Origin of the sequence: Streptomyces sp. LN549, from assembly GCF_043203805.1 — a bacterium.
GTDB lineage: Bacteria > Actinomycetota > Actinomycetes > Streptomycetales > Streptomycetaceae > Streptomyces.
This window is the reverse complement of record NZ_JAZHRI010000002.1, coordinates 6,224,018-6,250,649: the sequence shown is the minus strand read 5'-3', so window position 1 is coordinate 6,250,649 and position 26,632 is coordinate 6,224,018. Positions and strand designations below refer to the sequence as shown.

Here is a 26,632-nt window from a genome sequence, read left to right as displayed (position 1 = left end):
GGTCGGCGCGTGAGTCGCTCAGGGACGCTTCTGGGGACACTGAGCGAGGATCTGCGTACCGTCATCGAGCGGGACCCCTCGGTCCGCACGCGTGCGGAGGCCGTCCTCCACCCCGCACTGCCCGCGGTCTGGACCCACCGCATCGCCCACCGGCTGCACCGGCGAGGGCACCGGGTCACCGCGCGGGCGTTGATGGTCCTCGTGCGCGCGGTCACCGGCACGGAGATCCACCCCGGCGCGGAGCTCGGCCGCCGGGTGTTCATCGACCACGGCGCGGCCGTGGTCATCGGTGAGACCGCACGGGTGGGTGATGACGTGACGATCTACCACCAGGTCACCCTCGGCGCGGTCGGCTGGTGGCACGACAACAGGCGGGCCGAGGGAGAGCGGCGACACCCCGTCGTCGGGGACGGCGTGGTGCTGGGTGCGGGCGCCACGGTCCTCGGCCCGGTGACCGTGGAGGCCGGCGCCGTCATCGGAGCCCGGGCCCTCGTCGTCAGGGACGTACCGGCCAAGGCCAGGGTCCACGCGCACGGCTCCGCCGCGGCGCCGCCCCGGAACACCCCGCAAGGCGCCTTCGAGCTCCTGCGCCGAAACGCATCGGCGGGCTCCTGGTGACCCCGGCCCGCACCGTCAAGGACGTCGGAGGAGAGCCCCACATGCCCGAATCACCGCTCCGGGTACGGTCCGGTGTCCGGCCCCGTATCGCGAACCGCATCGACGAACTGATCGGGAACACGCCGCTGCTCGCCCTGCCTGTCACCGGGGCGGCGGAGGGCACCCGTGTGCTGGCCAAGCTGGAGTCGGCCAATCCGCTGGCCAGTGTCAAGGACCGGGCCGCGCTGTGGATGCTCGACAGCGCGGAGGCATCCGGGCGGTTACAGCCCGGCGGCACCGTGATCGAGGCGACGTCGGGCAACACCGGCATCGCGCTGGCCGCCCTCTCGGGTGCCCGCGGATACCGCTGTGTGATCGTGCTCCCGGACAGCGCGACGACCGAACGGATCAACCTGCTACAGGCGTTGGGCGCCGAGGTGGTGCTGACCTCCCACGAGCTCCGCTTCCAGGGCGCAATCGACCGGGCCGAGGAACTGCACCGTGCGACTCCGGGCTCCTGGTACGCCCGGCAGCACGAGAACTTCGACAACGTCCGTGCCCACCACGAGACCACGGGCCCGGAGATCTGGGCCGACACCGAGGGCAGTGTCGACATCCTGGTGTGCGGCATCGGCACCGGCGGCACGCTCTGCGGCACGGCCGGCTTCCTCAAGAAGCACAATCCGGGGCTCAAGGCCGTCGCGGTGGAACCCGAGAGCTCCCCCGTACTGTCCAAGGGCTACGCCGGTACGCACGCCATCCCCGGGCTGACCGGCGGTTTCGTCGCCGAGACCACCGATGTCGATCTCATCGACGAGGTGCTGACCGTCTCCGACGACGAGGCCATGGAAACGGCCCGGTGGCTCACCCGGCGCCTGGGCGTGCTCGCCGGAGTCTCCTCAGGTGCGGCGGTGCACGCCGCCATGCGCACCGCCCGGCTGCCCGAGAACGCGGGCAGGACCGTCGTCACCATCCTCCCCGACACGGGCGAGCGCTATCTCAGCGTCTGGGCCAACGCTCCAGGGGACGACACGGCCGAGAGGCCATAGACCTTCACCCCACCCGCCCGCACATCACCCGCAGGAAAGGAACGGACCGCTTGAACCCGGACACCACACTGTTGCTCGTAGGCGCCAACGACGAGACCGTGCAGAAGGCCAAGCAACTCGGCCTCCACGTCTTACTGCTGCAGCACCCCAGCAAGCTCAGTGTCGAACAGGAACGGCTCTCGGACCACACCCGGGTCCTCGACTACACCGACTGGTCCGAGGTCCGGCCCGTCGCCGAGGAGCTGAAGGCGTCACCGGGCTTCGGCGCCGCGCTCTCCCTCACCGAAGCGGGGCTGGAGAACGCCGGTCGGGTCAACGACCTGTTCGGCCTCGGTGGCACCGGGTTCGAGGTGGCGAAACGTATCCGCGACAAGTGGGCCATGCGTCTGCACCTCGCCGGACTCGACCCGGCGGCGCCGGCGGCGGCCCCGCTCGCCAAGCGGGAGGACCTCGACGTCTTCGCCGACCGCCACGGGTACCCGTTCATAGTCAAGCCGACCGACGGCACCGCCAGCCTGGGTGTCTTCCGGGTGGGAGCCCCCGAGGACACCGACCGTGTCTGGGCCGAGGTGGAACGGCTGCGCGGCACCCGCACCGACCGGATCTCGACCCTGTTCGTCCTTCAGGACTTCCTGATGGAGGAGTACGTCGACGGCCCCGAGTTCAGCGTCGAATCCTTCAGCTTCGCGGGCCGCCACGTCGTCGTGGCGATCACCGAGAAGTTCGTCGACCCCCGGCACTTCGCCGAACTCGGGCACGCCGTGCCCGCCCGCCTCGACCCGGCCCCGGCCCAGCAGGTGCGCGAGTGCGTCAGCCGCTTCCTCGACCTGATGGGCATCGGGGACGGGGTCTGCCACACCGAGGTACGGATCGGTGCGCGAGGGCCCGCGATCATCGAGAGTCACAACCGCATCGCCGGTGACGCCATCACCGATCTGGTGCAGGGCGCCTACGGCATCGACCTGGTGACCCACGCTCTGGGCTGGCCCTTCGGCCTGGTGCCGGAACTGCCGGACGCGCTCGAGGCACACGCCGGTGCGAGCACCCGGTTCCTCGTCGGCGAGGCGGGGCGGGTCGAGTCGGTCTCCGGGGTCGAGGAGGCCCGGAGGCAACCGGACGTCCTCGACGTGCGGCTCAGCGCCGGTCCGGGCGACGCCGTACGTGAACTGAAGGACAACTGGGACCGGCTCGGCCTGGTGGCCGTCACCGGCCCGGACACGACAAGCGCGATCCTGCGCGGCGCGGAGCTCATCCGCGACACCGTCGAGATCCGGATCGCCCGCGCAGGCGGCGGCAGTACCCGCGCCCGCGTCGCCGGCCGCGAGGCCCTCACGCAGGACTCGGGAGACGCGGCATGAGCCTGCTGATCCTGCACCGCAACCCGTTCGAGCCCTTCCCCTACCGGAGCTGGCTGAGTGACTACACGGGCGACATCGTCGTGCTCGCCGCCCGCGACAGGCTGAGGCTGTCCGGCGAGCAGATCCCCACCGGGAACCACGGCTTCACCCACCTGGAGATGCTCGACGACTTCGAGGACGAGGAGCAGGTGCGCGGGAGGGCGCTGAAGCTCGCGGACGAGTTCGGCGTCCGGCACGTCCTCGCGTTCCACGAGGGCGACGTGACCATCGCGGCCTGGCTGCGTGAGGCTCTGGAGCTGGCCGGCGCCTGGACCGCCGAGGTGCAGCCCTTCCGGGACAAGGCCCTGATGAAGGAGCGCCTGGAGAAGGCGGGAGTCGAGGTCGCCCGCTACACCGTGCCGCAGAACGCCCAGGAAGCGCTCGACTTCGCCGGCCTCCACGGCTTCCCGCTGGTCCTCAAGGACCGGGCGGGCTACAACTCCATCGGCCTGCGCATCCTGCGTGACCGGGAGGAACTGCGCGCCCACACCGCGCGGGTGCTGGCCGGCGCCCCGCGTGACGACCTGATCCTCGAGTCGTTCGTCCCGGGCCGCATGTGCCATGTCGACGGACTCGTGGCCCAGGGACGGACCGTGCTGGCCTGGCCCTCGCAGTACCAGTACGACCTGGCCTCCTACGGATCGGACCCGGGCGCCCGTATCGATCTGACCCTGGACCCGGACGATCCGCTCACCGAGCGGCTGCTGTCGCTGACCAACCGGGTCCTGGCAGCCCTGCGCGAACCCGGCGGCAGAATGCAGGACTTCGGGTTCCACGCGGAGATCTTCCACACCCCGGACGACCGGCTCGTCCTGTGCGAGATCGCCTGCCGGCCGGGCGGCGCCAAGGTCCGCGAGGTCTTCCACTCCATGTTCGGCTTCAACCTCGGCGCGTACGCGGCCCGAGCCCCCCTCGGACTGCCGCTGCCCCTGCTGGAGCAGAGCCTGCGGGGCGGGCCGCGGCCTCGGCCGCAGTCCATGGCGGGCCAGGTGCTGATGATGAAGCGGCCGGGGCTCCTCCGCTCCGTGCCGGCCGTACCGGACGAGCTCTGGGTGGAGCACTTCTGGCTCTACGGCGAGGCCGGCCAGGTGATCCCGCCCGCCTCGGGCTCCTCGGACTTCCTCACCTGCGCCGTCGCGACCGCGCCCACACGCACGGAGTGCGAGCGCAGACTGCGGGAGCTGGGTGCGCGCTTCGAGGCCCAGACCGAGATCACGGCGGCGCCGTGAGGAGGCTCTCGATACAGACGCGCTACATGCTCGGCATGGTGATCGACGCCACCGGCAGCGGCATGTACCTGCCGCTGTCGCTGCTGTACTTCCACCACGTCACCGGCATGTCGCTCACCCGGGTCGGCACCGTCATGACGGCCGCCGCGCTGCTCGGCCTGGTCGGCAACCCCGTCACCGGCATCCTGATCGACCGGTACGGCGCCCGAGCGGTCGTGGTGGGCGGATACGTGCTGCGCGCCGCGGGCTTCGCGACGTATCCGCTGGTGGACTCGGCCGGACCGATGTTCGCGGTGGTGGCCGTGGTGGCCTTCGGCGACGTGTCGTTCTCGCCGTCGATCCAGTCCTTCATCGCGGAGATCGTGCAGGGCACCGCACGGGACAAGCTCCTCGCCGCCCAGCGCAGCCTGCGCAACGCGGGTCTGGGCGTCGGCGGTCTGATAGCGGGCGGTGTGCTCGCCCTTGGCTTCGGCGCCGCCTTCCAGGCGATCGTGCTGAGCACGGCCGCCGCGTATCTGGCGGCCGCCGCACTCATCCGGTCCATCCCGCAGGCGCGGGCCGCGGGCGCCGTGCTGCCCGCACGCGCGAAGCGCGGCTACCGGCTGGTCGCGCGCAACCGGCCGTTCCTCCTGCTCACCGCGCTGAACGTGCCGACCGCGTTCGGCTACATGGTGCTCTCGGTGAGCCTGCCGGTGTACATCACCCAGGAGCTGAACACCGCGGATTCGCTGGTCGGCGTGCTCTACGCCACCAACACCGTGGGCATCGCGCTGCTGCAGATCCCGGTGACCCGGTTGCTCACCCGCTACCGGCGCACCCGGGTCGCCGCACTCGGCGGGATGGTGTTCTGCGCGGCCTTCCTGTCGTTCGCCGCTCTGGGCCTCGTATCGGCCAGGACGCCCGTACTGATCGGTGTCTTCGCGGCCACGCTGCTGTTCACCCTGGGCGAGCTGATGCACGGAGCGACCACGTCGGCACTGGTGGCCAGCGCCGCCCCGGAAGCCACCCGCGGCCGGCACCTCGCGGTCTACCAGCTGTCCTGGGCGGTCCCGACCGCGCTGGCACCCGCCGCGCTGACCGCGCTGCTCACGCTGTCCCCGACGGGCATGTGGCTGCTGCTCGCCTTCGGGGTCGCCGGTTCGGCGCTCACCCTGATCCGCCTCGAACCCCGGCTTCCCGAGCGGGCGGTCCGGCCGGACGCGCCGCCGCCCACCGGGCCGGCCGAACCGCAGCAGCCGGGGCTCACGGGCCCTCGGTCACAGCAGGCATAGAAGCGACGGCCTCGGAAGCGAGAATGGTCCCATGGGAGAGTTCATCGAGACCGAGGTCTACACACAGCTCGCTCGGATCGGGAAGGCGCTGGCCAGTCCTGTACGGCTGCGCCTGCTCGATCTGCTCGAGAACGGCGAGAGCGACGTGGAAGGCCTCGTCACCGCCTCCGGCGTCGGTTTGAAGAACACCTCGGCCCAGCTCCAGCAGCTGCGTGGCGCGAACCTGGTCACCACCAGGCGGGAGGGCACCCGGATCTTCTACCGGCTCGCCGGGCCCGACGTGTCGCGCCTGCTCGGCTCTCTGCAGACCTGCGCGGAGGTCCGGCTCGCCGATCTCCGGCTGGCCATCGACGATCTGCTGGGCAACGCCTCCGAGCTCCGGCCGGTCACGGTCGACGAACTGCGGGCGCACATCGACGATCCGAGGATCCTGATCATCGACGTGCGCCCGTCGGAGGACTACGCCAGGGGCCATGTGCCCAGCGCGATCTCGCTGCCCGCCGCTGAGCTGAGGCAGAAGATGGACAGCATCCCGAGGGACGTGGAGGTCATCGCCTACTGCCAGGGCCCGTACTGCGTGCTCTCCCCCGACCTGGTCCGTCTGCTGCGCAGCCATGAGATCCCGGCCCGTCCGCTCGAGGGCGGTATCACCCGGTGGCAGCGCGAAGGCGGCACCCTGCAGACCGGGGAAGGTTCCGCGGGGACCGCGTCCTGATATCAGCGCCACCGGCCGGGCGGGCCCGGCGCGGCGGCCGGAACACCGGCCATCTGCGGGTGCGCCGGCCACGGGCATGCCGGTGAGCCAGGGCCCTGCCCTGGCTCACCGGCACGAGTGGTGGCGCCTCAGGACCCTGCGGGAGCGCTGCCGGGGCCGACGCGTTCCAGGACCACGACCGGAATCACCCGGGTGGTCTTGGCCTGGTACTCGCCGTATCCCGGAGCGACTTCGACGACCTTCTCGAAGAGCCGGTCGCGCTCCCCGCCCTGCGGGACGGTGGCGACCGCCTCATAGGTCTCGGTGCCGACCTCGACCGTGACCTTCGGGTTCTTCCTGATGTTGTGGAACCAGTCGGGATGCTTGGGTGCGCCGAACATCGACCCGACGACGACCGTCCTGCCCTCGACCTCGACCTTCCCCAGCGGGTTGGTCCGCGGCTCGCCGCTCCTTGCGCCGGTGGTGGTCAGCAGGAGCAGACGCGCTCCCTCGAACATCCCCCCGACCTTCCCCCCGTTCGCCCGGAACTCCGCGATGACGCCGCGCTGGAACGCCCCGGCGTCGAACTCCTCACGCGGAGACTCCTGTCCGGTGTCCCCGGATTCTCCGTTCTCTTCCACGCTCATACGACTGTCCCTTCGAGATACGCGTCTACTTACGTGCCGGCGGGCCGTCGTGGCCACCGGCGCTCAGGCCGAGCGCCCGATCGGTGTAAGCGGTCGCACACGGGCCGAACTGCAGCACCACGTGCCCCGCGGCCGAGTTGACGTCGCGCCAGATCCGCTGGAGGGGCTGCCCGTCGCTGTGTCCGGCGGTTCCCGAAGCTCTGAACAACCGGTTCACCGCGCCCACCAGGAGATCCGCCGAGAGGGCGCAGTCCCGCTGGTTGCGGGCGGTCTCCACGGCGGTGATCCCCGGCCCCTTGTCGGCGACCCGGGCCACCCGCTCCAGCAGCAGCCGTGCGGCGTCGATCTCGCCGGAGCACCGGGCCAGCACCTCCTCGTAGAACCCACGGCCGGGGCCGGGGCCCGGCCTGGCGGGCGACCAGGCGCGGATCTTCTGCGCGGCGTAGGCCGACCAGTATTCCAGCGCGCCCTCGGCGGCGCCGAGGATCGGCAGACAGAACGAGAGTCCGTTCACCGCCGGCAGCGGGACGGCGTGGCACGGGGACACGGGCTCGGCGGCACCGCTTCCGTGCAGGTCCCTGACCGGGAAACTCAGCGTGGCCGGGACGAACACGTCGTCGGCGACCAAGGTGTTGCTCCCGGTGGCCCGCATCCCGATGTCGGACCACGTCCTCTCGACGGTGTAGACCTCGCGGGGCAGGGCGAAGAGTCTCGGTTCGTAGCCCGCGCCGGTCGGCACCACACCGGACACGAGGGCCCAGTCGGAGTGGTCGACGACGCTGATGTAGGGCCACTTCCCCGACAGCCGCCATCCGTCACCCTCCGCGTGCGCCCTCCCGACCGGGGAGACACCGCCGACGATCAGCGTGTCGGGCCCGTCCTTCCAGACCTCCTTGCGCCCTTCCTCCGGTAGATAGGCAGCCATCCTGGCCAGGTTCGCCATCAGTGAGGCGGACCAGGCCGCCGCCGCGCACCGAGCGCCGACGACGGTGATCGCGGCGGACAGCTCCGCGAAGGTGCCGGCGCTGCCGCCGTGGCCGGCCGGCACGAAGTGGCGGGCGAACCCCGCCACGACCATCGCCCGCACGACGTCTGCGCTCAACTGCCGGTCCTCTTCGGCCTGGTCGGCCCGAAGAGCCGCGAGGGACGCGACGTCCTGCGCGGCTCGTGCCACCCCTGATCCGGGCAGAGACTGGTCGGTCATCTACATGGCCTCCTCGGCTCGACTCCGGGGCCGATCCTGGGCACCACGGATCGCGGACAGCTAGAACGCCGCTGGAGCCGACCGGCCGGACCACGGCTCACCGGCCCTTCGAGCCGGGCTCTAGGCGGCAGCCACAGACTCCTCCGAACGGACGTGACCCCGCGGTGCGCCCTGCGCTGCCCCCGCGGTGCGCTCTGCGCCGCTCCCAGGCGCGGCTCGTCCCGCACCGATCCACTCACCGGAGGAACCCGCGATGACGACTGTCGTGAACACCACCTTCACCGACACCTACGCCGCAGTGCTGCAGTTCTACGCGCGGCAGGTGCAACTCCTCGACTCCGGGCGGTTCGAGGAGTACGCGGCGACCTTCACCGCCGACGGCGAGTTCCAGCACACCCCCAACATGCCCGCCGCGCGCACGACGGCCGGCATCATCGCCGAACTGAGGTCGTTCAACACCCGGTTCGACGGCGACCCGGTGCAGCGGCGCCACTGGTTCAACATGATCAATCTGGCCGAGCGCCCGGACGGCGCCTTCGACGCCTCCTTCTACGCCCTGGTCCTCACCACGCGTCCCGGCGTCAAGGAGCCCCTCGTCGGCCCCAGTTGCTTCGTGAACGACGTACTGGTCCTCGAGGACGGCGAGCTGCGCAACCGTTCCCGCAAGGTCGGACACGACCAGCTGTTCTGAGTCCCGGGCACCGCCAACCACGCAGAAAGGCACCACACATGAGCGGTAAGCAGGTCGCCCTGGTGACCGGATCGTCGTCCGGTATCGGCGCAGCCATCGCCCGCCGGCTGTCCGCCGAGGGCATGGCGGTCGTCGTCAACGCGGTACGGAGCGTGGAGGCGGGCAAGGATCTCGCCGAGTCGCTGCCGGACGCGAGGTTCGTCCAGGCCGACGTCTCCGACGAGGAGCAGGCCCGCGCCCTGACGGAGGCGGTCATCGCCGAATACGGGCAGCTGGACCTGCTCGTCAACAACGCCGGCGTCACCCGCCCCATCCCCCACACCGACCTGGAGGCGGCGACGGGCGACGTCTGGCGGGAGATCCTCGGCCTCAACGTCATCGGAACCTGGCAGACGACCGTGGCCGCCATGCCGCACCTGCGCAGGTCCGCCGACGGGCACGTGGTCAACATCTCCTCCGTGGCGGGGACCAGGCCGGCGGGCAGCTCCATCCCGTACGCGGTCAGCAAGGCGGCCGTCGACCACATGACCCGGCTGCTCGCGGCGTCGGCCGGACCGGCCGTGAGGGTCAACGCGGTCGCCCCCGGGCTGATCGACACCGCGTGGACGAAGGACTTCACCGCGATCCGCGAACGGGTCGAGGCCACCACTCCGCTGCGCCGGGTCGGCACCCCGGAGGACGTCGCCGAGCTGGTCGTCGGCCTGCACCGGGCGAGGTACTCGACGGGCCAGGTGGTCCTGGCCGACGGCGGCGCCCACCTGCTGATCTGAGCACGACCCGCACCCTCGACGCTCACAAAGGGGCAGTGATGAAACTTGGCGTGAACCTCACTTACCAAGGTGCGGCGGAACTCGCCGTCACGGCCGAACGGCTCGGCTACGACGTCGCCTTCGCACCCGAGGGATACCGCTCGGACGCGCCCAGTGTGCTGGGGCTCGTCGCGGGGCGCACCGAACGCATCGGCCTCGCCTCCGGGGTCATGCAGATCCCCGCCCGTACACCGGCTCTGGCCGCACTGACCGCGGCCACGCTGAACTCCCTGTCGAACGGCAGGTTCCGCCTCGGTCTGGGCGTCTCCAACCCCGACGTGTCGGACGGCTGGTACGGCGTTCCCTTCGGGCATCCCCTGGCCAGAACCCGCGAATACGTGGAGATCGTGCGGATGGCTCTCTCCGGCGAGCCGGTGCGGTACCAGGGAGAGCACTACCGGCTGCCCTACTCCGGCTCGGGCGGCGCGCCCCTGCACGTGATCACCGAACCCGCCCACTCCCCCGTCCCGGTCTATCTGGGTGCGGTGGGGCCGAAGAACCTGCGGCTGGCGGGCGAGATCGCCGACGGATGGATCGGCGTCTTCGCCGCGCCGGAGCATGTCGCGCAGTCCGTCGAACACATCAGACAGGGCCGTGAGTCGGTCGGCAGGACCATGAGCGGCTTCCAGACGGTACCGGCCCTTGCGACGTCGATCGGCGAGGACACCGACGCGTGCATCGACTTGTTGCGCGACCACTACGCACACCTCATGGGCATCGGAACGGCGGAGCGCAACTTCTACTGCTCGCTGGCGGCGCGGCTCGGCTTCGCGGACGAGGCCGCCGAGGTCAGCAACGCCGTCCGGGCAGGCGACCGGGCCCGTGCCGCCAAGGCCGTGCCCCGGGACTTCATCGACCGGACGGCACTCGTGGGTCCCGTCGGCCGGATCGCCGAACGCCTGCGGGAGTACGCCGACGCGGGTGTGACCACGTTGAGCGTCATGATCTCGGCGGTGGCGACGGACCTCGACGGGCGGCTCGCGATCCTGGAGCAGGCCATGACGGCGCTGGACCGGTCCGGCGTCCGCGACTGACCACGACGCACCGCCCCGCGGGCGGTGGAGACGGGTGCCGGTCCGGTCGAAGGGCGTACCGGCTGCCGGCCCCGTTCCGCCGATACTTGAGCCGCGATCGAGACGGGACGGCCATGGTTCACGGAGTCCCGTCCCCTCCCCCACCCAATCGTGGAGTGCCCTCGATGTTGCGAATCGGAGTCATCGGCTGTGCCGCGATCGCCCGGCGCCGGATGCTGCCCGCGATGCTGGTCCACCCCGGCATCGAGATCGTGGCCGTCGCCAGCCGGGATGCCGCCAAGGCCGCCGACACCGCCCGGCAGTTCGGCTGCCGCCCGGTCACCGGCTACGGAGCGCTGATGGCCCTCGACGACGTGGAGGCCGTGTACATACCATTGCCCGCGGCGCTGCACGAACACTGGACCGGGACGGCCCTCGCCGCCGGCAAGCACGTGCTCGCGGAGAAGCCGCTGACCACGGACCCCGCGCGCACGCGCAGACTGATGGCGACGGCGCGCACCCGAGAGCTGACGCTGATGGAGAACGTCATGTTCGTCCATCACTCCCAGCACGCGGCGGTGCGGCGGCTCGTGGCGGACGGCGCGATCGGAGATCTCCGCTCGTTCCATTCGAGTTTCACCATTCCCGCCCTGCCGGGCGAGGACATCCGGTATCAGCCCGAGCTGGGCGGCGGAAGTCTGTACGACGTCGGTGTGTACCCCCTACGGGCGGCGCTGCACTTCCTCGGCGACACCCTGGAGGTCCGGGGCGCCGTACTCGAGCGTCCTCCCGGGCGGCAGGTCGACACCTCCGGTGCCGTGCTGCTGCGTCGCGGCGACGGCGTCACCGCACATCTGTCGTTCGGTATGGAGCACGCCTACAGCTCCCGTTACGAGCTGACGGGCAGCACCGGCCGCGTCGTCGTGGACCGTGCCTTCACTCCGCCCGCGGACCACACGCCGGCGGTCACGCTGGAGACCGCATCGGGCACGCGGACCGTCCCGCTGCCACCGGACGACCAGGTCGCGAACACCCTCTCCTCCTTCGTGTCGGCGGTACGCACCCGCGAGACGCCGCACGCCGAGTGCGTGGCTCAGGCGGATCTCCTGGCCGCAGTCCTGCGGACCGCCGACGGCGTGTGAGAGGGGGCCGGGTGCGGGCCCCGGGCCTCTCCTCGTAGTGCCGCCGCGCCAGGTCCCCGGGGGCACCGGCGGGACTGCGGGGGCACGGGCCGGAGGCCCTGCCGGCGGGGGCCGGAGGGCAACAGCCGGAGGGCAACAGCCGGACGGACCGGCCCGGTTCACCCGGGCCGGTCCGCCAGTGGTCGTCAGCCCGCCTTCAGATCCTCCAGGACTTCCAGGACCTCGGCCGGACCGGGCAGCGCGGCCATCTCGGCGGCGACCTCCTGCGACCGCTTCCGGTACGACGGCGTGGACAACAGCTCGCGGCAGGCTTCCACGACGGCGTCCGCAGTCTCCTCGCCGGGCAGCAGGGTGAGTGCGACGCCGGACTCGGTCAGCCGCCGCGAGTGCGGAACCAGTTTGGGCATGTTCGGCAGGACCAGCTGCGGCACACCGGCGTGCAAGGCGGTGAGCGCGGTCTGCCCTCCGCCGGCGTGCACGAGCACGTCACAGGTGGGGAGCACGGTGCCCAGCGGAAGCCAGCCCGCGCGCACCTGCGGCCGCCCCTCGGTCAGGGCCGGGGCGAGTTCGTCCGGTGCGGCGATCACCAGTTCCACATCGAGGCTGCCGACCTGTGCCACCAGGCCGTCGAGCAGGTCGAGATCCTGCTCACGGCCGGCCCGGCTGCCCGCCGTCACACACACCCGCGGCCTCGCCGGACGGGTGTACATCCACGGTTCCGTCAGCCGCTGCCCGCCGGTGGGCACGAACCGCATCACCTCACCGGCCGCCGCGTCGGGCGCGAGCAGACTCGGTGGGCAGATATGGACCCACAGATCCGGCTCGGGCAGTTCGGTGAGGCCGAGCCGGGAAAGCTCCCGCGCGAGTTGTTCGGCCGCTCCGAGGTCCATTTCCAGCGGCTCGCCCATGTCCCACGCGTGCCGTACACAGGGAACACCCAGATGCCTGGCCAAAAGCGGCGCCGCGAAGGACAGGGTGCCTCCGACGACGATGTCGGGCCGCCACACGTCGCTCAGCGCCCGCAGGTTCTCCAGGCCGTCCGACGCCAGGCGGCCGAAGCCGTGACCACCGAATCGCATCCGCTCCGTCGGCTCGGTGGGCAGCGTGAGCCGGGCACCGTCGTCACCGATGAACATGTACTCGCGCATCGTCCGCCCGGTCAGGGACACCGCCGGCAGCCCCGCCCCGACGACGACCGGCGTCATCTCCTCGGTCGCCGCCACGAAGACGTCATGCCCGGCGTTACGCGCCGCGGTCGCCAGCGGTACGAGGGCGAAGACGGTCGCGGGGCTTCCCGCCGCGACGAATAGCATTCTCAAACCGCTTCCCATGACTGCGGAGCTCCTCTCGTCGGCCCTAACCGCGAACGCAGTCTCCACACCGCCACTTGAGTCCGGGTATATCCTTGATGGAGCAAGCATTTCATACTGCAAACGTCACCTTTCACACCTCCCACACATACCGCCGACGCATTTGTTGCCGCGATGTAACCGGGCACGCGCCATCGGCAGCCGGAACCGGGCACTCAGGCATGACTTGAAATCCACCTGTGCTCCCGCAGGGGCAGGCTGCAAACTGGGTCAGTCGATCAAGCCATGAGCACGGGCGCTCCACCCACCGGAAGAGGTACCGATAGGGAAGTGCGGTCACGGATAACCACGTGACCTCCTGGAGCGCGCATAGGGCCTGACCCGCCCGATCCCCCCACACCTGCGCATGACCAGCAACGATCCAGGCGTGAGGGAGTCATCAGCGGTGGCGGCGGTGCACTCGGCACCCCGAGCGCCACCCTGTTCCACCGGAACCCCGTCATGGGTAGCAGCGTTGCACCCCTCAACACAGCACAAAATTCAATGGCGATTTTTGCTGCTCTCCCGGAGGGATTCAGCCCCGCAAACCAGAATGGGGCAAGAAAAAGCTCGTCAATTTCCCGAAAATGCTTTTCTGGACAATTCACAGGGGGATGAGGATAATTATCCAGAACAATACATCTAAGCAATTGGTCGAGGCGCGGCCCATACAGACGGCAGAGATAAATCTTCTCGGGCCGCTGGATGTGCGAATAGGCGGGGTGTCAATCGTTCCTTCGGCAGGCAAGCCGAAGCAGCTACTCGCCCTGCTGGCCCTGCGCTGCGGCCGCGTCGTACCCATCTCGACCCTGATGGAGGAGATCTGGGGGGACTCGATTCCCCGGAGCAGTACGACGACTCTCCAGACGTACATCCTTCAGCTGCGCAAGCTGATCACGGAATCCCTGCCCCCGGACTACCCCGGAGGGGCCAAGAGCATCCTGGTGACGCACTTCAACGGGTACCAGTTGATGATCGACTCCTGCGCGTTCGACGTACGGGAATTCGAGCGGCTCTCGGTGAAGGGTGATCTCGCACTCGAGTCGGGGGATGCCGCCACCGCGGCGAAGTGCCTGAAAGAGGCACTCGACCAGTGGCGCGGTCCCGCGTTGATGGACGTGCCGGCCGGACGTGTGCTCCACATGGAGTCGATCGGCTTCGAGGAAGGCCGGATGCGCGTGCACGGGCAGCGGATCCTCGCCGATCTGAGCCTCGGCAAACACGCCATGCTGATCCCCGAGCTACGGGTGCTGATCGCTCAGAACCCGATGGATGAGCGACTTTGCGCCATGCTCATGGTCTGCCTCCACAAGTCGGGGGCGCCGTGGCGGGCACTGCAGGCGTTCCGGGACCTCCGCCAGACCCTCAGCAGCGAACTCGGCGTCGAACCCTCCAGCCGACTGCAGGAACTGCACCGGGCAGTACTGGCGAACGCCCCTGACCTGTCACTCCACGCGTTCGGTGCCGTCTGATGCCGACGCACCGCGTGAAGACCAGGACGACCAACACAGCGAGGAACACTTCCATGCGCCCGTCATCAGCGACCCCCCAGAGCGAACCCGTACTGCAGGAGGTGGCCGACGGCGTCTTCGCCTACATCCAGGCACCCGGCGGATGGTGCGTGAACAACGCGGGCGTGCTCACCTCCGGCGACAAGGTGGCACTGGTGGACACCGCGGCCACCGAGGCGCGTGCCGTCCGACTGCGCGAGCACGTGGTCCGCGACGGCCGCGGTGCACCGTTCGCCGTCATCAACACCCACTCGCACGGGGATCACAGCTTCGGTAACTTCGTGTTCCCCGAGGCGACGGTCTTCGGGCACGCCCTCGCCCGGGACGAGATGCACAAGGCCGGTCTGCACCTCACCGAACTGTGGCCGGACGTGGAGTGGGGCCGCATCGAACTCGCGCTGCCGACGGCGACGTACGAGGACCGCATGACCCTGCACGTGGGCGACCTCACGGCCGAACTCATCCACACCGGGCCCGCCCACTCGAGCAACGACACCATCGTGTGGATACCCGGACAGCGGGTCCTCTTCACCGGAGACATTGTCATGTCCGGAGCGACTCCGTTCTTCCCCATGGGTTCGATCGCCGGTTCGCTGCGGGCTGTCGCACACATGCGCGCTCTGGGTGCCGTCACCGTGGTGAGCGGTCACGGCCCGGTCGGCGGTCCCGAGATCCTCGAGACCGGCGAGGCGTACCTGCGGTGGGTCCAGGAACTGGCCAAGGCCGGTGTCGCGGCCGGCGTCCCGCCCCACGAGGCGGCACGCGACGCCGAGGCGGGACCCTTCACCGAACTCCTGGAGCCGGAGCGGCTGGTGGCGAACCTGCACCGTGCCTACGCCGAGGAGCGCGGCGCCGCGCTCGGCCAGGAACCGGATGTCGCGGCGATGCTCAAGGAGATGGGCGTCATCTTCCAGGAGATGGTCGACTACAACGGCGGCCCGATCACCTGCCACGCCTGACCCCGTCCGGCCGCGCATCCTCGACGCGGCCGGGCACGCGCCGTGTGCAGGTGCCGCGCACGGCGTGCGCGCCGCGCACTGACCGCCCAGAGGCCGGAACGGCCGGCCCCGCTCCCGTCGGGAAGCGGGGCCGGCCGTTCCGGCACGTTCCGGTGCGGTCAGGAAGCTGCCGCGGAAGGACCCGGCAGGCAGTCGGCATACCGTGCGAGGACTCCCTTCTCCAGCGCCTCGTCGAGGCTGAGCGCGGCCGTGTCCCGCTCGGACACGATGAACTCCGTGTCCTTGGGCCACGGCAGGCCCAGCTTCGGGTCGAACGCGTCCACCGCCTGTTCCAGGCCGACCTGGTAGCCGGTGGAGACGAGATAGGAGATCGCCGTGTCGTCCTCCAGCGCGAGGAAGGCATGGCCGACGCCCACGGGGAGGTAGACCGACCGGAACGAGACGGTGTCCAGTTCGACGGTGTCCCAGACCCCGAAGGTCGGTGAGCCGACCCGGAGGTCCACGACGACGTCGAGCGCACGCCCGTTCACGCAGTGGACGTACTTGGCCTGCCCCGGAGGGGTCGTGGTGAAGTGGACCCCCCGCAGCACGCCCTTGGCCGATCGGCTCTGGTTGGTCTGGGCGACGTGGAACCCGTGGCCGACCGCCTCGACGAAAGCCGGTTCCTCCATCGGCGACACGAAGACCCCGCGATGGTCACGGTGATGCTGCGGAGTGAATTCGAAGCTGCCCGGAACGGCGAGCTGGCGCACCTGCATGACACATCCATTCACTCGGTGGTCTGGGTCCGCTCGATGTTGCCAGACCGATCACCGCCGGGGCAGCGGTAGTCGGGGCACTCCAGCGTTGCGCAGGCCGCACTCGAGCGGGGCCCTAACAGCGCTCCGTCAGGGACCCCGATCGCTATTCGAGCAAGGATCGAGGACGCGCCTCCAGTGTGGTACGAACCCGCCCCTACCCGGATTTTGGGAGAACCCCGATGCGTGTCCTGTTCAGTGTGTTTCCGGCGACGGCACATGTGCACCCGATCGTCCCGCTGGCCTGGGCGTTGCAGAACGCCGGGCACGAGGTCCGCGTCGCGATCCATCCGGACGCGGTGGACCTGGTGACGGAGGCCGGTCTCGCCGCGGTCCCCGCGGGCGGCCGGCTCAAGGACGTCATGGAGTGGAACGACAACTTCGAGAAGCTGGAGGCCCTCACCGACTTCATGGCTCTCGACGCCGAGCACGACGACACCTGGGCCGATCAGTGGCGTGGCACCACGGGCATGCTCTCCCGGTTCACACCGATGCTGGACGACCTCGTGGACTTCTGTGAGCGGTGGCGCCCCGATCTGGTGCTGTGGGACCCCTTCTGCGTGGCGGCCGCCGTCGCCGCCAGGGTGACCGGCGCCAGGCAGGCACGCTTCCTCTGGGGCCAGGACAACATCGGCTGGCTGCGGGCGAAGTCGCGTGCCGCTCTGGCCGAACGCGGCGCGGGCGCCGAGGAGGATCCGGTGACGGCCCTGATGAGTCCGATGCTGGAGCCGCACGGCCTCGAGTTCACGGAGGACCTCCTGCTCGGCGAGTGGACGATCGATCCGATGCCGGCCGCGCTGCGGCTGCCGCTGGACCTGACGTACCAGCCGATCCGGCGGGTTCCCTACAACGGGAACCTCGCTCCGCAGCCCTGGACGCACGACCGGCCCGAGCGCCCCAGGGTGCTGCTGACCCTCGGGGTCGGCGGGCGCGGCAGGCAGCTGTTCCGCGAGGCCGGCGTGACGTTCGCCGAGGTCGTCTCCGGCTTGTCCGAGCTGGACATCGAGCTGATCGCCACTCTGCACCCCCAGCATCTGGACACCGTCCGCAACGTGCCCGACAACGTCCGCCTGGTCGAGTACGTGCCGCTGAACTACGTGCTGCCCACGTGCAGTGCGCTGATCCACCACGGCGGTGGCGGCACGTTCGCGGCGGCCGTGGCACACCGGGTGCCGCAGCTGATCGCGCCCATGCCGATGTGGGGCGAGGCGATCACCGCACGGCACATGGCCGATCGCGGCGCGGGACTGCTGCTCGAACCGAAGGAACTCACCGTCGGGACACTGCGCGAGCAGCTGACCCGGGTCCTCACCGAACCGTCGTTCCGGGAGGGCACAGACCTGCTGCACCGGGAGATGCTGGAGGCGCCGAGCCCGCACGACACGGTCCGGCGCCTCGAGTCACTCGTCCCGCCCCGGCGGGCTCAGCGCCTGGCCGTCACGTTGTAGAGCTCCAGCTCGGGCCACATGAACGGGGCGCGGGCGCCCGAGACGGTCAGCCCGCGCTCCCGCAGGGTCCGCTCCACCTCAGCGCGTACGCCGTCGAGAGCGCTGACCTCGATGATTACGGCGCGGGTCCTTTCCCAGTCGGCCGCGTCGACACCCCTGAGCAGGTCCAGCTCCGCTCCCTCGACATCGATCTTCATCAGGTCGATGGGGCCGGTCCCGGGATGCCGGGCGGCCAGTACGTCGGAGAGGCGGTCGACCGGGACGGTGATCCTGGTCGGCTCCAGAGCGGCCTCGGCCTGTTCCTCGCCCATGTGTGCGGCCATGAGGGTCTTCTGGAGGGCGAGCCCTTCCGGGTGGCGGGTGGAGTTGCCGGGCATGCGCCGGAAGTACGTGAAGTCAGCCGCGGCCGCCGGCTCCGCGCCCAGGCAGACCGGGTGGACCGTGACGTCGTGGATGCCGTGCAGCCGCAGGTTCTTCTTCAGGACGCGGATGTTGTCGGGGACGGGCTCGAAGGCGATGACCCGGGCCGCCGGGTACCTGCGCTTGACGAACAGGGTGAACAGACCGATGTTGGCCCCGGCGTCGACGACCACGGGGTCGTCGGGCAGCCCGTCCAGATCGTAGGTGTCGTCCTGGAAGATCTCGCGGTGGATGAACCGGGCCTCCGCCTCACTGCTCGTGTAGCACTGGAACCCGTCCTCCAGCTCGATCAGCTGTATGCCGTCCTCGGGCATGGGATTCTCCTCCTGTCCTCTGAGGGTGTCCGTGTCCGCCGGGGCGTGCCGGCGCCGTGGCTCCGGCACGCCCCGGCGGTCCGAGCGCTACACCGGAAGCGGGATGGACACCGCGTTGTACTTCGTCGTCGGTGTCGGGGGGAGCGGGAAGCGGGAGTTCGCCAGGTAGAGGCGTTCGCCGTACACGGCGGCCGCGCAGGGTGTGTCGAAGCGCGGGTCCGTGAGCCTGACGACCGGGGATCCGTTGTGCCCCGTACGGTCGAGCCGGATGGCCGTCAGATCAGTCTGCTGCGGCGTGTACAGGGTCCTGCCGTGCAGGGTGATCCCGTTCGCGGTCGGCAGCTTCAGGTCACCCAGCGGCACCCGGCGGGCGGATCCGGTGGTCCGGTCGATCCGGAACAGGGTCCCTCCGTCGGTGAACTGGTTGACCACCAGCAGGGCCCTGCCGTCCGGTGTCGGCGCGACACCGGCCGAGGTGATGACGTCCTGCGGTCCCTGCACCCACTCCCCCGACAGTTCCAGGGTCACCACCTCGTCCTGGCCGGGCAGCGAGCCGTCCGGTCCGAACGGGAGCCCGTACAGGAGCCCGTTGCAGGCGTCGGTGAACCACGCGCCCTCCGGCGTGACGGTCACGTGGTTGACACAGGAGTGGGGGATGCCCACCTGGTACGTCTTGAGCACGGCACCACTGCCGGCGTCGATGACGCTGATGGTCCGTCCCCAGCCGCCCGCGACGAACAGCCGCCCGCGGTCGTCCACCTGGATCCCGATGGCCATGTACCCGTCTCCCAGCCCCGGGTATATGACCTCGTTCTGCCCGGACGCGAGGCTGACGCGGCAGACGGCACCACCGAGCAGGGACGCGAAGTAGGCGTACGGCTGCCTTCCGATGGTGATGTCCGCCGGGTGGAAGCCGTCCGGCAGGTTCAGCGTGGTGGGCCATGCCCCCCTGGACCGTACGTCCGCCGCCCGGGCCGTGCCCTGCCCGGCCCCCAGCACCACCGCACCGCCCAGCGCGGCGCCGAGGCCGAGGAAGCCGCGGCGTGTTGTCGTCATTCCCTGCATACTGCCCTCCTGAGTGTCGGCGTGCACCGTCGCAGAAACGACCTGAGATCCGCTTGAGCAGGCCGGCGGCGCGGGGCTGCAGCGGGACTCGAGCAGCCGTGTAGGCCGGTCCCGGATCCTCGTCCCCATGGACAGGACCGCGTTCGTCTTTCCCGGCCAGGGCGCCCAGCGCGTAGGCATGGGCCTCGACCTGCTGAAACGCTGGCCCACGCTGGCGGACACCCACTACCGGCCCGCCGATGAGCTGCTGGGCTTCGGGCTGTCGCACCTGTGCTTCACAGGACCGGCCGAGGCACTCAGGCACATGACGGTCACACAGCCCGCGATGGTGCTGACCAGCCTTGCCGCCCTTCGGGTGCTGGAGGAGCGCGGAGTCGTACCGGACTTCGTCGCCGGCCACAGCCTGGGCGAGTTCACGGCGATGGTCTGCGCAGGGGTCCTGGACTGGACCGACGCCCTCCGACTGGTCAACATCCGCGGGAAGCTGATGGCATCGGTCACCGAGAAGGTGCCCGGCAAGATGGCCGCCGTGGTCGGCCTGGAGCTGGCGGTGATGGAGGTGCTGTGCGCCAAGGCCGCCGCGGAATCCGGACAGGTCGTGGAGGTCGCCAACCACAACGACTTCACCCAGGTGGTGATCTCCGGTCAGACGGAGGCGGTCAACGTCCTCCTCGATCTGGTGAACGACGCCGGCGCGAACCGGATCGTGGTGCTGGAGATCGGCGGCGCGGCCCACTGCACGCTGCTCGGAGGCGTCGAGCCGGAATTCGCCGCCGCACTCGGGGAGATCGAGTTCAGGGACCCGGTGGTCCCGGTGATCTCCAGCGTCACGGCCGAACCGGTGGCCGACGGGGACGCGGCCCGTGCCTGCCTGCTCCGGCAGCTCACCGGCCGGGTCAACTGGACGGGCACGGTGCAGTACCTGACGGCTGCGGGGGTGGGGCGGTTCGTCGAGGTGGGTCCCGGCAAGGCCCTCGGGGGCCTCTGCCGTCGGATCAGCCCCGGTGTGGAGACCTTCCGGACGGGCGACGCCGCCCATCTCGACCTGGCCGTCGAGGCGTTCCACCGGAGCCGTCGCACCGTATGAGCCCGGCTTCGCCCGGGAACACCAGCAGGCCGCAGCGGGTACTCACGCTGCGGCCTGCTGACGTCACCGTCGTGCCGGAAGGGGAAGCTGCACGGCGGCCGGCCCCCTGGCGTGCGAGCGCACGCCCGGGAGCCGGAACGGAGTCCGGACACCGGCTCCGGGAAGGTTCAGTAGTTGCCGAGCCCACCGCAGACGTTGAGTGCCTGTGCCGTCACACCCGCAGCGCCGGCGCCGACCAGGTACTCGACCATCGCCGCGACCTCCTCCGGCATCACGTACCGGCCGATCGGCACGCGCGCGCTCACCCGCTCGTGCACCTCGTCCACCGGAACACCCCAGATACCGGAGTAGTGCTCCCGCACCCGCTCCGCCATCGGGGTCTCCACGAAGCCCGGGCACACCGCGTTCACGGTGATGCCGGTCTTGGCGAGTTCAAGGCCGAGTGACTTGGTGAACCCGACCACACCGTGCTTGGACGCCGAGTAGGGCGCACCGTGCAGTACACCCTGCTTTCCGCCGGTGGAGGCGATGTTGATGATCCGCCCGTGACCCTTCTCCAGCATCCCCGCGTGGTTGAGGACTTCCTTGGTCATCAGGAAGACGCTGTTGAGGTTGGTGTTGATCACGTCGAACCACTCGTCGTCCGGGAAGTCCCGGGTGACCCCGCCGCCGGAGCGGCCCGCGTTGTTCACCAGGATGTCGACGGGGCCGAAGCGCTCGGTGGCGGAGCTCACGTACGAGCGGATGTCCTCGGGCGAAGTCACGTCGCAGACCTGCCCGTCGACGTCCAGGCCGTCGTCCTGCAGCGACTTGACGGTGGCCGCCAGCGCGTCCGCCTTCCGGGCGCAGATGTAGACACGCCCCCCGTCCTGAGCCAGCCGCCTGGTGATCTCCAGACCGATTCCGCTGGTGGCGCCGGTGACGAGTGCCACCCGGTTGTTCCCCGGCATGATTCCTCCATGAAGGTCGAATGGGTTGTGCGTAGCCGGCGGCCCCGAGCCGTACTCGCCCCGAGGCCGCCGCGAGCCGAAGGGCTCCTGTCAGCGGAGTGCTCCCACGCTGCGGTAGACGGCCTCGACCAGACCTCGGGCCCGGTCGTCCAGCTTGCCCAGCCCGGGCGAGCCCGCGTTCTGCACATAGGCGAACGAGAGTCCGTCCACCGGATCGGCGAAGGTGAAGGTGCCGTTCGCACCGTCGAAGCCGAAGGCGGTGTCCAGGCCGGCGGAGACCGGGAACACCGGGCTGTCGCCGCGCATGAATCCCAGGCTCCAGGCCGTGTTCATCATCGTGATGCGGCACGGGCCGCTCGCGTGCACCCGGCTCAGCTCCGCGGTGAGGTCCGGGCCGATCAGGCGGGGCCCGTCGGCCTCTCCGATGAGCAGGGCCATCAGCCTGGCCAGCGACCGGGCGCTGCTGAGGCCCCCGTAGGACGGGTCCTCCACCGTGAGATCCAGGAATCCCGGATCCAGCGACATACTGCTGATCGTCGCGCGGCAGGTGAGCGATTCCGGCTTGCCGAGTTCGACCAGCATGGGAACCGCGTCACCGGGATCGCCACCCGACATCACGTCCTCGGCCTTGGACTGGAACATGGTGGCGACATGGACCGCGTCCGGATCGGGCACGCCGATGTAGCTGTCCAGCCCGAGCGGCCCGGCGATCTCCCGGGCGAAGAACCGGCCGACCGTCAACCCGGTCCTGCGGCGCACCAGTTCACTCACCAGGTACCCGAAGGTGATCGCGTGATAGCCGTGCGCGGTGTCCGGCTCCCACTCCGTGCGCGCCGCGGCGAGCGCCTCGGCGATCGGGGTGTGGGCCCGCATGTCCTCGTTCGTGATCGGGGCGTGGTCCAGACAGACCACTCCGGAACGGTGGCTGAGCACCATCCTGAGGGTGATGTGCTCCTTGCCGCCGGCGGCGAACTCGGGCCAGTACTCCGCGACCGGAGTGTCCAGTTCCAGGAGCCCCCGCTCCACCAGCAGCAGCGCCGACACCGTGACCAGCGCCTTGGTGGGTGAGGCGAGCATGCTCACCGTGCCGGGCCGCCACAGGTCGTCTGCGTCCTCGCTCGCGGTCCCGCCCCACAGGTTCACCACCGGCCGGCCGCGGTGGTAGACGCATACGGCCGCCCCCACCTCCGCGCCCGACGCGAAGTTCGCCTCGAACGCCTTCGCCACCTCGGCGAAGGCGTCCTCCACCGACCCGCCCCGCGGAACACCACTCACCGCGCCCACCGCGCTCATGGCGCGGAGACCCGGGCGTGGGCCAGCGTGCTGCGGCTGTTCCTGCCGAGCGCTTCCCGGATGTACTCCTTGGCATCCGCGAGCGTCGCCGAACCGCCGAGCACCTCGGTGACGGCGGCAGGGTCGATGGCGACGGTGTGCTGCGCCGTGACCACCGCACCGTCCGGGGTGTCGGCGAACTCCCACCGCCCGCTGTGGCCGAGCAGCAGTTTCGGCGGCACGAGTTGCTTGTAGACGATCCGCTCCCCCGGCGAACACACCCGGATCGACCGGGTGGTGTGTGCGGAACCGTCCTGGGTGACGGTGTCCATCTCCATGTGCTGGATGCCCGGCACTTCTTCCGTGAGGGCCACCCGGCCCACATGGGGCAGTCGCTGCGGCCACAGGTCCGAGCGGTACACGAAGTCGTAGACATCGGCGGCCGAGCCCTGCGCGGTCACCGTGTCGCTGAAGGAGAACACCACGTCCTCGACGGGGTGGCCGAACTCGGCCACCCGGGCGAGGGCGGCCAGCTCCACCGGACTGTTGCGGTCCAGCGCGGCATTGATCCAGTCCACCGTCCCCGGGGCGTCGCCCACGGCCGTGAAGTCGTGCAGCAGGACGATCTCGGTCCCTCCGCCGGGCAGCGGATCGAAGATCCACTCCCCGCCCATGCTCGCGATGGGTGCGGCGCTCCTCTCCTGGTCGAAGCGGATGCGGCGCCGGTGCGCGTCGAGTTCCCGCCGGGAGACCCAGGTCTTCACCTCGCCGCCCACCTCGGCCCACAGCTGGAACCGCTCGGACCGCTCGGACCGCTCGAAGTGGTGTGCGTACACGGTCGGCGCGAAGACGGCGGGCCAACGGCTCACGTCTGCGGCCAGGCTGTAGAGCACATCGGCGGGCGCGGAGGAGATCAGTGTGTGTCGCGTGTGCCTCCGCATCGCTCAGCCGGCCGTGCGGACGAGGCCGTTGGCCATGTCAAGCAGCGCACGCGGAGTCTCCAGGTCGAAGAGCTCGTCGTCCGGTATCACGATTCCGTACTCACGGCCGATCGCGGACGCGGTCTCCATCAGAGCCAGCGAGTCGTACCCCAGGTCGTCGAAGGCCTTGTCGAGCGCGTCCCCGTCGAGGCTCCCGCCGTCCATGGCCCCGGCGCACGTGGCCAGGATGCGGCGGAGATCGTCAGCGGTGATGGTGTTGCTCATGGGTGATTTCCTTAGAGATAGGGGGGTTTCAGCCGTTGTGGGCACGTACGACGATCGCCGCGTTGAAGCCCCACTTGCCACGGGCCAGAACGAGGGCGTTCGACACGGTCCGGTAGCGCGGTTCCCCGCGCACCAGGTCGATCGGGTGGTCGTCGGGAAGGTCGACGACGCCGGCCGTCGCGGGGATCACGCCGTCCCGGACGGACAGCAGGGCCGCGACCACGTCGAGCGGTCCGCCCCCCGAGTAGAGCCGGCCGGTCAGCGTCTTGGGCGCGGTCACCGGCACACCGGACGGGCCGAAGACCCCGGCGATCGCCTCGGCCTCCTGCCGGTCCAGTTCGGGAACACCGGCTGCGTCGGCGAAGACCACGTCGACGTCGCCCGGTGCGAGTCCCGCATCGGCCAGGGCCAGTTCGACGGCCCGGCGCAGCCCCGGCGGGCGCGGGGAGCCGGGAGCCGGGTCGAAGGTCGTCGCGTACCCCGCGATCTCTCCGTAGATCCGGCCGACTCCACGCCGGCGGGCCGCGTCGACGTCCTCGACCACGAGGATCGCGCCGCCCTCACCCGGCAGGTAGCCGTTCGCGTGCACGTCGAACGGCCGGTAGGCGGTGGGACTCACCCGTCCGCCGGACAGCTGGGACGCCCAGCCCCACGGGTCGAGTGCCGAATCCACCCCTCCGGTGACGACCAGGCCGGTGCCGTCCCGGAGCGTGCGCCGGGCGTGCCCGATCGCGTCCAGTCCGCCCGCCTGCTCGGCCACCAGGGCCTTGCTCGGCCCACGCAACCCGTGCCTGATGGAGATCTGGCCGGTGTTGACGGCGTAGAACCAGGCGAACGACTCGTAGACGCTCACATGCTGCCCGCCCTTGGACCACAGCTTGCTGAGCTCCCGGTGCGTGAACTCGAAGCCGCCGAAGGCGTTGGCCGTCACCACACCCATGTCGTAGTCGACCAGGGCGGACGGGTCCACTGCGGCGTCGGACAGCGCCCACTCGGCGGCCGCGAGTGCGAACCGGGTGGAGACGTCGGTCTGCGGAAGCAGCTTGGCGGGTGTCGGCCAGGCGGCTTCGAAGTCCGTCACCTGGCCCGCCAGTTCGGCTCCGTACTCGGAAGCGTCGAACCGGGTGATCGCCGCGATGCCGCTGCGGCCGTCCAGTGTGGACTTCCAGAACTCCTCGATGCCCAGCCCGTTGGGGGCCACCACGCCGAGGCCGGTCACTACAGCCGTGGTCATTCCGCTCCTCCCGGCTGCTTCAGCAGTATCGCGCTCTGGAATCCGCCGAACCCACTGCCCACGCTCAGTACGGTGTCCACCCGCTGCTCGCGGGCGACCACCGGCACGTAGTCGAGGTCGCAGTCCGGGTCGGCCTGGTGCAGGTTCGCGGTGGGGGGCACCACGTTGTTCTCGATCGCGAGCAGACTTGCCGCGATCTCGATCGACCCGATCGCGCCCAGCGAGTGCCCGACCATCGACTTGATCGAGCTGACCGGTGTCCCGTACGCGTGCTCGCCGAGACTGCGCTTCAACGCGGCGGTCTCGTGCCAGTCGTTCTGCTTGGTGCCCGAGCCGTGGGCGTTGATGTAGTCGAGGGCGTCGGGGTTCGTCCTCGACTGGTCGAGCACCGCGCCGATGGCCTCGGCCATCTCGCGGCCGTCCCTCTTCAGACCGGTCATGTGGTACGCGTTGCTGCGCGTGGCGTAGCCGCTGACCTCGGCGTAGATGTGCGCGCCGCGGGCGGTGGCCCGCTCGTAACTCTCCAGGACGAACATGGCGCAGCCCTCGGCGAGTACGAAGCCGTTGCGGGTCGCGTCGAAGGGCCGGGAGGCGTGCTCGGGGTCGTCGTTGTACGTGGTGGTGGCCTTGATCGCGTCGAAGCAGGCCACGACGATCGGGGTGACCGGGGTGTCCGCGGCTCCGGCGATCATGACGTCGGCCGCGCCCTCGCGGATCGTCTGGACCGCGTTGCCGACCGCGTCGAGCCCTGACGTGCAGCCGTTGGAGACCATCGCCACCGGCCCTTCGGCCCCGACCCGCCACGCCACCTCGGCCGGCATCACACCGGGGGTGAGGTAGTCGAACATGTGCGGCGACAGGTACCCGGAGTCCACGTTCCACCGCTTGCCCGCATCGGACAGGATCTGGTATTCGCGGTCCAGGCTGGTGGATGCCGCCACAGCGCTGCCGAGGCTGACACCGACCCGGTGGGGATCGAGGGAGTCCAGCACGAGCCCGCTGTCCGCGACGGCGTCGTCGGTGCACACCGCGGCGAACTGGGCGACCCTGTCCATGCGCCGGATCTCCCGGGCGGTCAGGCCTTCGAGTTCGGGGTCGAAGTCACATTCGCCGGCCACTTGGGACCGGTAGGGCGAGGGATCGAAGAAACTGATCCGACGAGTCGCGGTGCGGCCAGAGCTCAACAGGTCCCAGAACTCTTTTGTTCCGGATGCCCCTGGCGCTCGCACCCCGATTCCCGTAATCACGACGCGACAGGACATATAAAAGTTCCTTCCT

The 26,632-nt window shown here is 70.1% G+C and carries 26 protein-coding genes; 14 read left to right on the top strand and 12 right to left on the bottom strand.

What is annotated here, in order from left to right; all coding sequences use genetic code 11:
* Window positions 1-9 precede the first annotated feature (9 nt).
* Genes epsC through SH922_RS28210 form a run of 6 tightly spaced genes read left to right on the top strand, consistent with a single transcriptional unit; the run spans window position 10 to window position 6,258 of the window.
* A complete protein-coding gene (gene epsC / locus SH922_RS28235; protein WP_393060729.1) occupies window positions 10-618 on the top strand; it encodes a serine O-acetyltransferase EpsC in 609 nt (202 codons plus the stop codon).
* Window positions 619-659: 41 nt separating this feature from the next.
* On the top strand, window positions 660-1,646 hold the full coding sequence (cysK, locus tag SH922_RS28230; protein WP_393060727.1) for a cysteine synthase A: 987 nt from the start codon (window positions 660-662) through the stop codon (window positions 1,644-1,646).
* Between the two features lie 50 nt (window positions 1,647-1,696).
* Window positions 1,697-3,004: an ATP-grasp domain-containing protein gene (locus tag SH922_RS28225; RefSeq protein WP_393060725.1), complete on the top strand. Its 1,308-nt coding sequence runs from the start codon at window positions 1,697-1,699 to the stop codon at window positions 3,002-3,004.
* Window positions 3,001-4,272, top strand: a complete 1,272-nt coding sequence (locus SH922_RS28220; RefSeq protein ID WP_393060723.1) for an acetyl-CoA carboxylase biotin carboxylase subunit family protein — start codon at window positions 3,001-3,003, stop codon at window positions 4,270-4,272. Before SH922_RS28225 ends, SH922_RS28220 begins: the two co-directional genes overlap by 4 nt.
* Before the next feature lie 26 nt (window positions 4,273-4,298).
* A complete protein-coding gene (locus SH922_RS28215) occupies window positions 4,299-5,543 on the top strand; it encodes an MFS transporter (protein ID WP_393060721.1) in 1,245 nt (414 codons plus the stop codon).
* A 31-nt stretch (window positions 5,544-5,574) separates the two neighbouring features.
* Window positions 5,575-6,258 (top strand): ArsR/SmtB family transcription factor, encoded by a 684-nt coding sequence (locus SH922_RS28210; protein WP_393060719.1) that lies wholly within the window; start codon window positions 5,575-5,577, stop codon window positions 6,256-6,258.
* A 128-nt stretch (window positions 6,259-6,386) separates the two neighbouring features.
* Here the strand turns inward: SH922_RS28210 and SH922_RS28205 are convergent, their stop codons facing one another.
* Complete coding sequence (locus SH922_RS28205; protein WP_393060717.1) at window positions 6,387-6,884, bottom strand: nitroreductase family deazaflavin-dependent oxidoreductase; 498 nt, start codon at window positions 6,882-6,884, stop codon at window positions 6,387-6,389.
* A 25-nt stretch (window positions 6,885-6,909) separates the two neighbouring features.
* On the bottom strand, window positions 6,910-8,088 hold the full coding sequence (locus SH922_RS28200; protein WP_393060715.1) for a hydrolase: 1,179 nt from the start codon (window positions 8,086-8,088) through the stop codon (window positions 6,910-6,912).
* Window positions 8,089-8,341: 253 nt separating this feature from the next.
* Between SH922_RS28200 and SH922_RS28195 the strand changes: the two genes are divergently transcribed.
* The 4 genes from SH922_RS28195 to SH922_RS28180 all read left to right on the top strand — a co-directional run bounded on the left by SH922_RS28195 (window position 8,342) and on the right by SH922_RS28180 (window position 11,743).
* A complete protein-coding gene (locus SH922_RS28195; RefSeq protein ID WP_393060713.1) occupies window positions 8,342-8,779 on the top strand; it encodes a nuclear transport factor 2 family protein in 438 nt (145 codons plus the stop codon).
* 38 nt (window positions 8,780-8,817) lie between these two features.
* Window positions 8,818-9,549 carry an SDR family NAD(P)-dependent oxidoreductase gene (locus SH922_RS28190; protein ID WP_393060711.1) on the top strand — a complete coding sequence of 244 codons (732 nt, stop codon included), beginning with the start codon at window positions 8,818-8,820 and terminating at the stop codon, window positions 9,547-9,549.
* 38 nt (window positions 9,550-9,587) lie between these two features.
* Entirely contained in the window at window positions 9,588-10,622 is a 1,035-nt protein-coding gene (locus tag SH922_RS28185) for an LLM class flavin-dependent oxidoreductase (RefSeq protein ID WP_393060709.1), read from the top strand.
* A gap of 164 nt (window positions 10,623-10,786) precedes the next feature.
* On the top strand, window positions 10,787-11,743 hold the full coding sequence (locus SH922_RS28180; protein WP_393060707.1) for a Gfo/Idh/MocA family protein: 957 nt from the start codon (window positions 10,787-10,789) through the stop codon (window positions 11,741-11,743).
* Window positions 11,744-11,928: 185 nt separating this feature from the next.
* On the opposite strand, the gene SH922_RS28175 is transcribed toward SH922_RS28180, so the two are convergent.
* Entirely contained in the window at window positions 11,929-13,056 is a 1,128-nt protein-coding gene (locus SH922_RS28175; protein WP_393060705.1) for a glycosyltransferase, read from the bottom strand.
* Window positions 13,057-13,814: 758 nt separating this feature from the next.
* On the opposite strand from SH922_RS28175, the gene SH922_RS28170 reads away from it, so the two are divergent.
* Window positions 13,815-14,564, top strand: coding sequence for a BTAD domain-containing putative transcriptional regulator (locus SH922_RS28170; RefSeq protein ID WP_393060703.1), 750 nt, complete (start codon window positions 13,815-13,817; stop codon window positions 14,562-14,564).
* Between the two features lie 53 nt (window positions 14,565-14,617).
* Window positions 14,618-15,562 carry an MBL fold metallo-hydrolase gene (locus SH922_RS28165; protein ID WP_393060701.1) on the top strand — a complete coding sequence of 315 codons (945 nt, stop codon included), beginning with the start codon at window positions 14,618-14,620 and terminating at the stop codon, window positions 15,560-15,562.
* Between the two features lie 158 nt (window positions 15,563-15,720).
* Here the strand turns inward: SH922_RS28165 and SH922_RS28160 are convergent, their stop codons facing one another.
* Window positions 15,721-16,320: a dTDP-4-dehydrorhamnose 3,5-epimerase family protein gene (locus SH922_RS28160; RefSeq protein WP_393060699.1), complete on the bottom strand. Its 600-nt coding sequence runs from the start codon at window positions 16,318-16,320 to the stop codon at window positions 15,721-15,723.
* 221 nt (window positions 16,321-16,541) lie between these two features.
* Here SH922_RS28160 and SH922_RS28155 point away from each other — a divergent pair, with 221 nt between their 5' ends.
* The gene (locus SH922_RS28155; RefSeq protein ID WP_393060697.1) at window positions 16,542-17,807 is read left to right on the top strand and encodes a nucleotide disphospho-sugar-binding domain-containing protein; all 1,266 of its coding nucleotides are present in this window, start codon (window positions 16,542-16,544) and stop codon (window positions 17,805-17,807) included.
* Here SH922_RS28155 and SH922_RS28150 read toward each other — a convergent pair.
* Together SH922_RS28150 and SH922_RS28145 are read right to left on the bottom strand one after the other, a co-directional pair.
* Window positions 17,783-18,541, bottom strand: a complete 759-nt coding sequence (locus tag SH922_RS28150) for an FkbM family methyltransferase (protein ID WP_393060695.1) — start codon at window positions 18,539-18,541, stop codon at window positions 17,783-17,785. The two genes, SH922_RS28155 and SH922_RS28150, sit on opposite strands and share 25 nt — an antisense overlap.
* An 87-nt stretch (window positions 18,542-18,628) precedes the next feature.
* Window positions 18,629-19,597: a superoxide dismutase gene (locus tag SH922_RS28145; protein ID WP_393060693.1), complete on the bottom strand. Its 969-nt coding sequence runs from the start codon at window positions 19,595-19,597 to the stop codon at window positions 18,629-18,631.
* 136 nt (window positions 19,598-19,733) lie between these two features.
* On the opposite strand from SH922_RS28145, the gene fabD reads away from it, so the two are divergent.
* Window positions 19,734-20,693 carry an ACP S-malonyltransferase gene (fabD, locus tag SH922_RS28140; RefSeq protein ID WP_393060691.1) on the top strand — a complete coding sequence of 320 codons (960 nt, stop codon included), beginning with the start codon at window positions 19,734-19,736 and terminating at the stop codon, window positions 20,691-20,693.
* Between the two features lie 167 nt (window positions 20,694-20,860).
* Here fabD and fabG read toward each other — a convergent pair whose 3' ends face one another.
* From fabG to SH922_RS28110, 6 genes are all read right to left on the bottom strand, one after another.
* Window positions 20,861-21,646, bottom strand: a complete 786-nt coding sequence (gene fabG, locus SH922_RS28135; RefSeq protein WP_362550999.1) for a 3-oxoacyl-ACP reductase FabG — start codon at window positions 21,644-21,646, stop codon at window positions 20,861-20,863.
* 87 nt (window positions 21,647-21,733) lie between these two features.
* Window positions 21,734-22,936 (bottom strand): serine hydrolase domain-containing protein, encoded by a 1,203-nt coding sequence (locus SH922_RS28130; RefSeq protein ID WP_393060689.1) that lies wholly within the window; start codon window positions 22,934-22,936, stop codon window positions 21,734-21,736.
* Complete coding sequence (locus SH922_RS28125) at window positions 22,933-23,856, bottom strand: aromatase/cyclase (protein WP_393060687.1); 924 nt, start codon at window positions 23,854-23,856, stop codon at window positions 22,933-22,935. Before SH922_RS28125 ends, SH922_RS28130 begins: the two co-directional genes overlap by 4 nt.
* Window positions 23,857-23,859: 3 nt before the next feature.
* Window positions 23,860-24,120, bottom strand: a complete 261-nt coding sequence (locus SH922_RS28120) for an acyl carrier protein (protein ID WP_393060685.1) — start codon at window positions 24,118-24,120, stop codon at window positions 23,860-23,862.
* A 28-nt stretch (window positions 24,121-24,148) separates the two neighbouring features.
* Window positions 24,149-25,354 carry a ketosynthase chain-length factor gene (locus tag SH922_RS28115; protein WP_393060683.1) on the bottom strand — a complete coding sequence of 402 codons (1,206 nt, stop codon included), beginning with the start codon at window positions 25,352-25,354 and terminating at the stop codon, window positions 24,149-24,151.
* Window positions 25,351-26,616, bottom strand: coding sequence for a beta-ketoacyl-[acyl-carrier-protein] synthase family protein (locus SH922_RS28110; protein WP_350990911.1), 1,266 nt, complete (start codon window positions 26,614-26,616; stop codon window positions 25,351-25,353). The genes SH922_RS28115 and SH922_RS28110 overlap by 4 nt, the downstream gene beginning before the upstream one ends.
* Window positions 26,617-26,632: the final 16 nt, after the last annotated feature.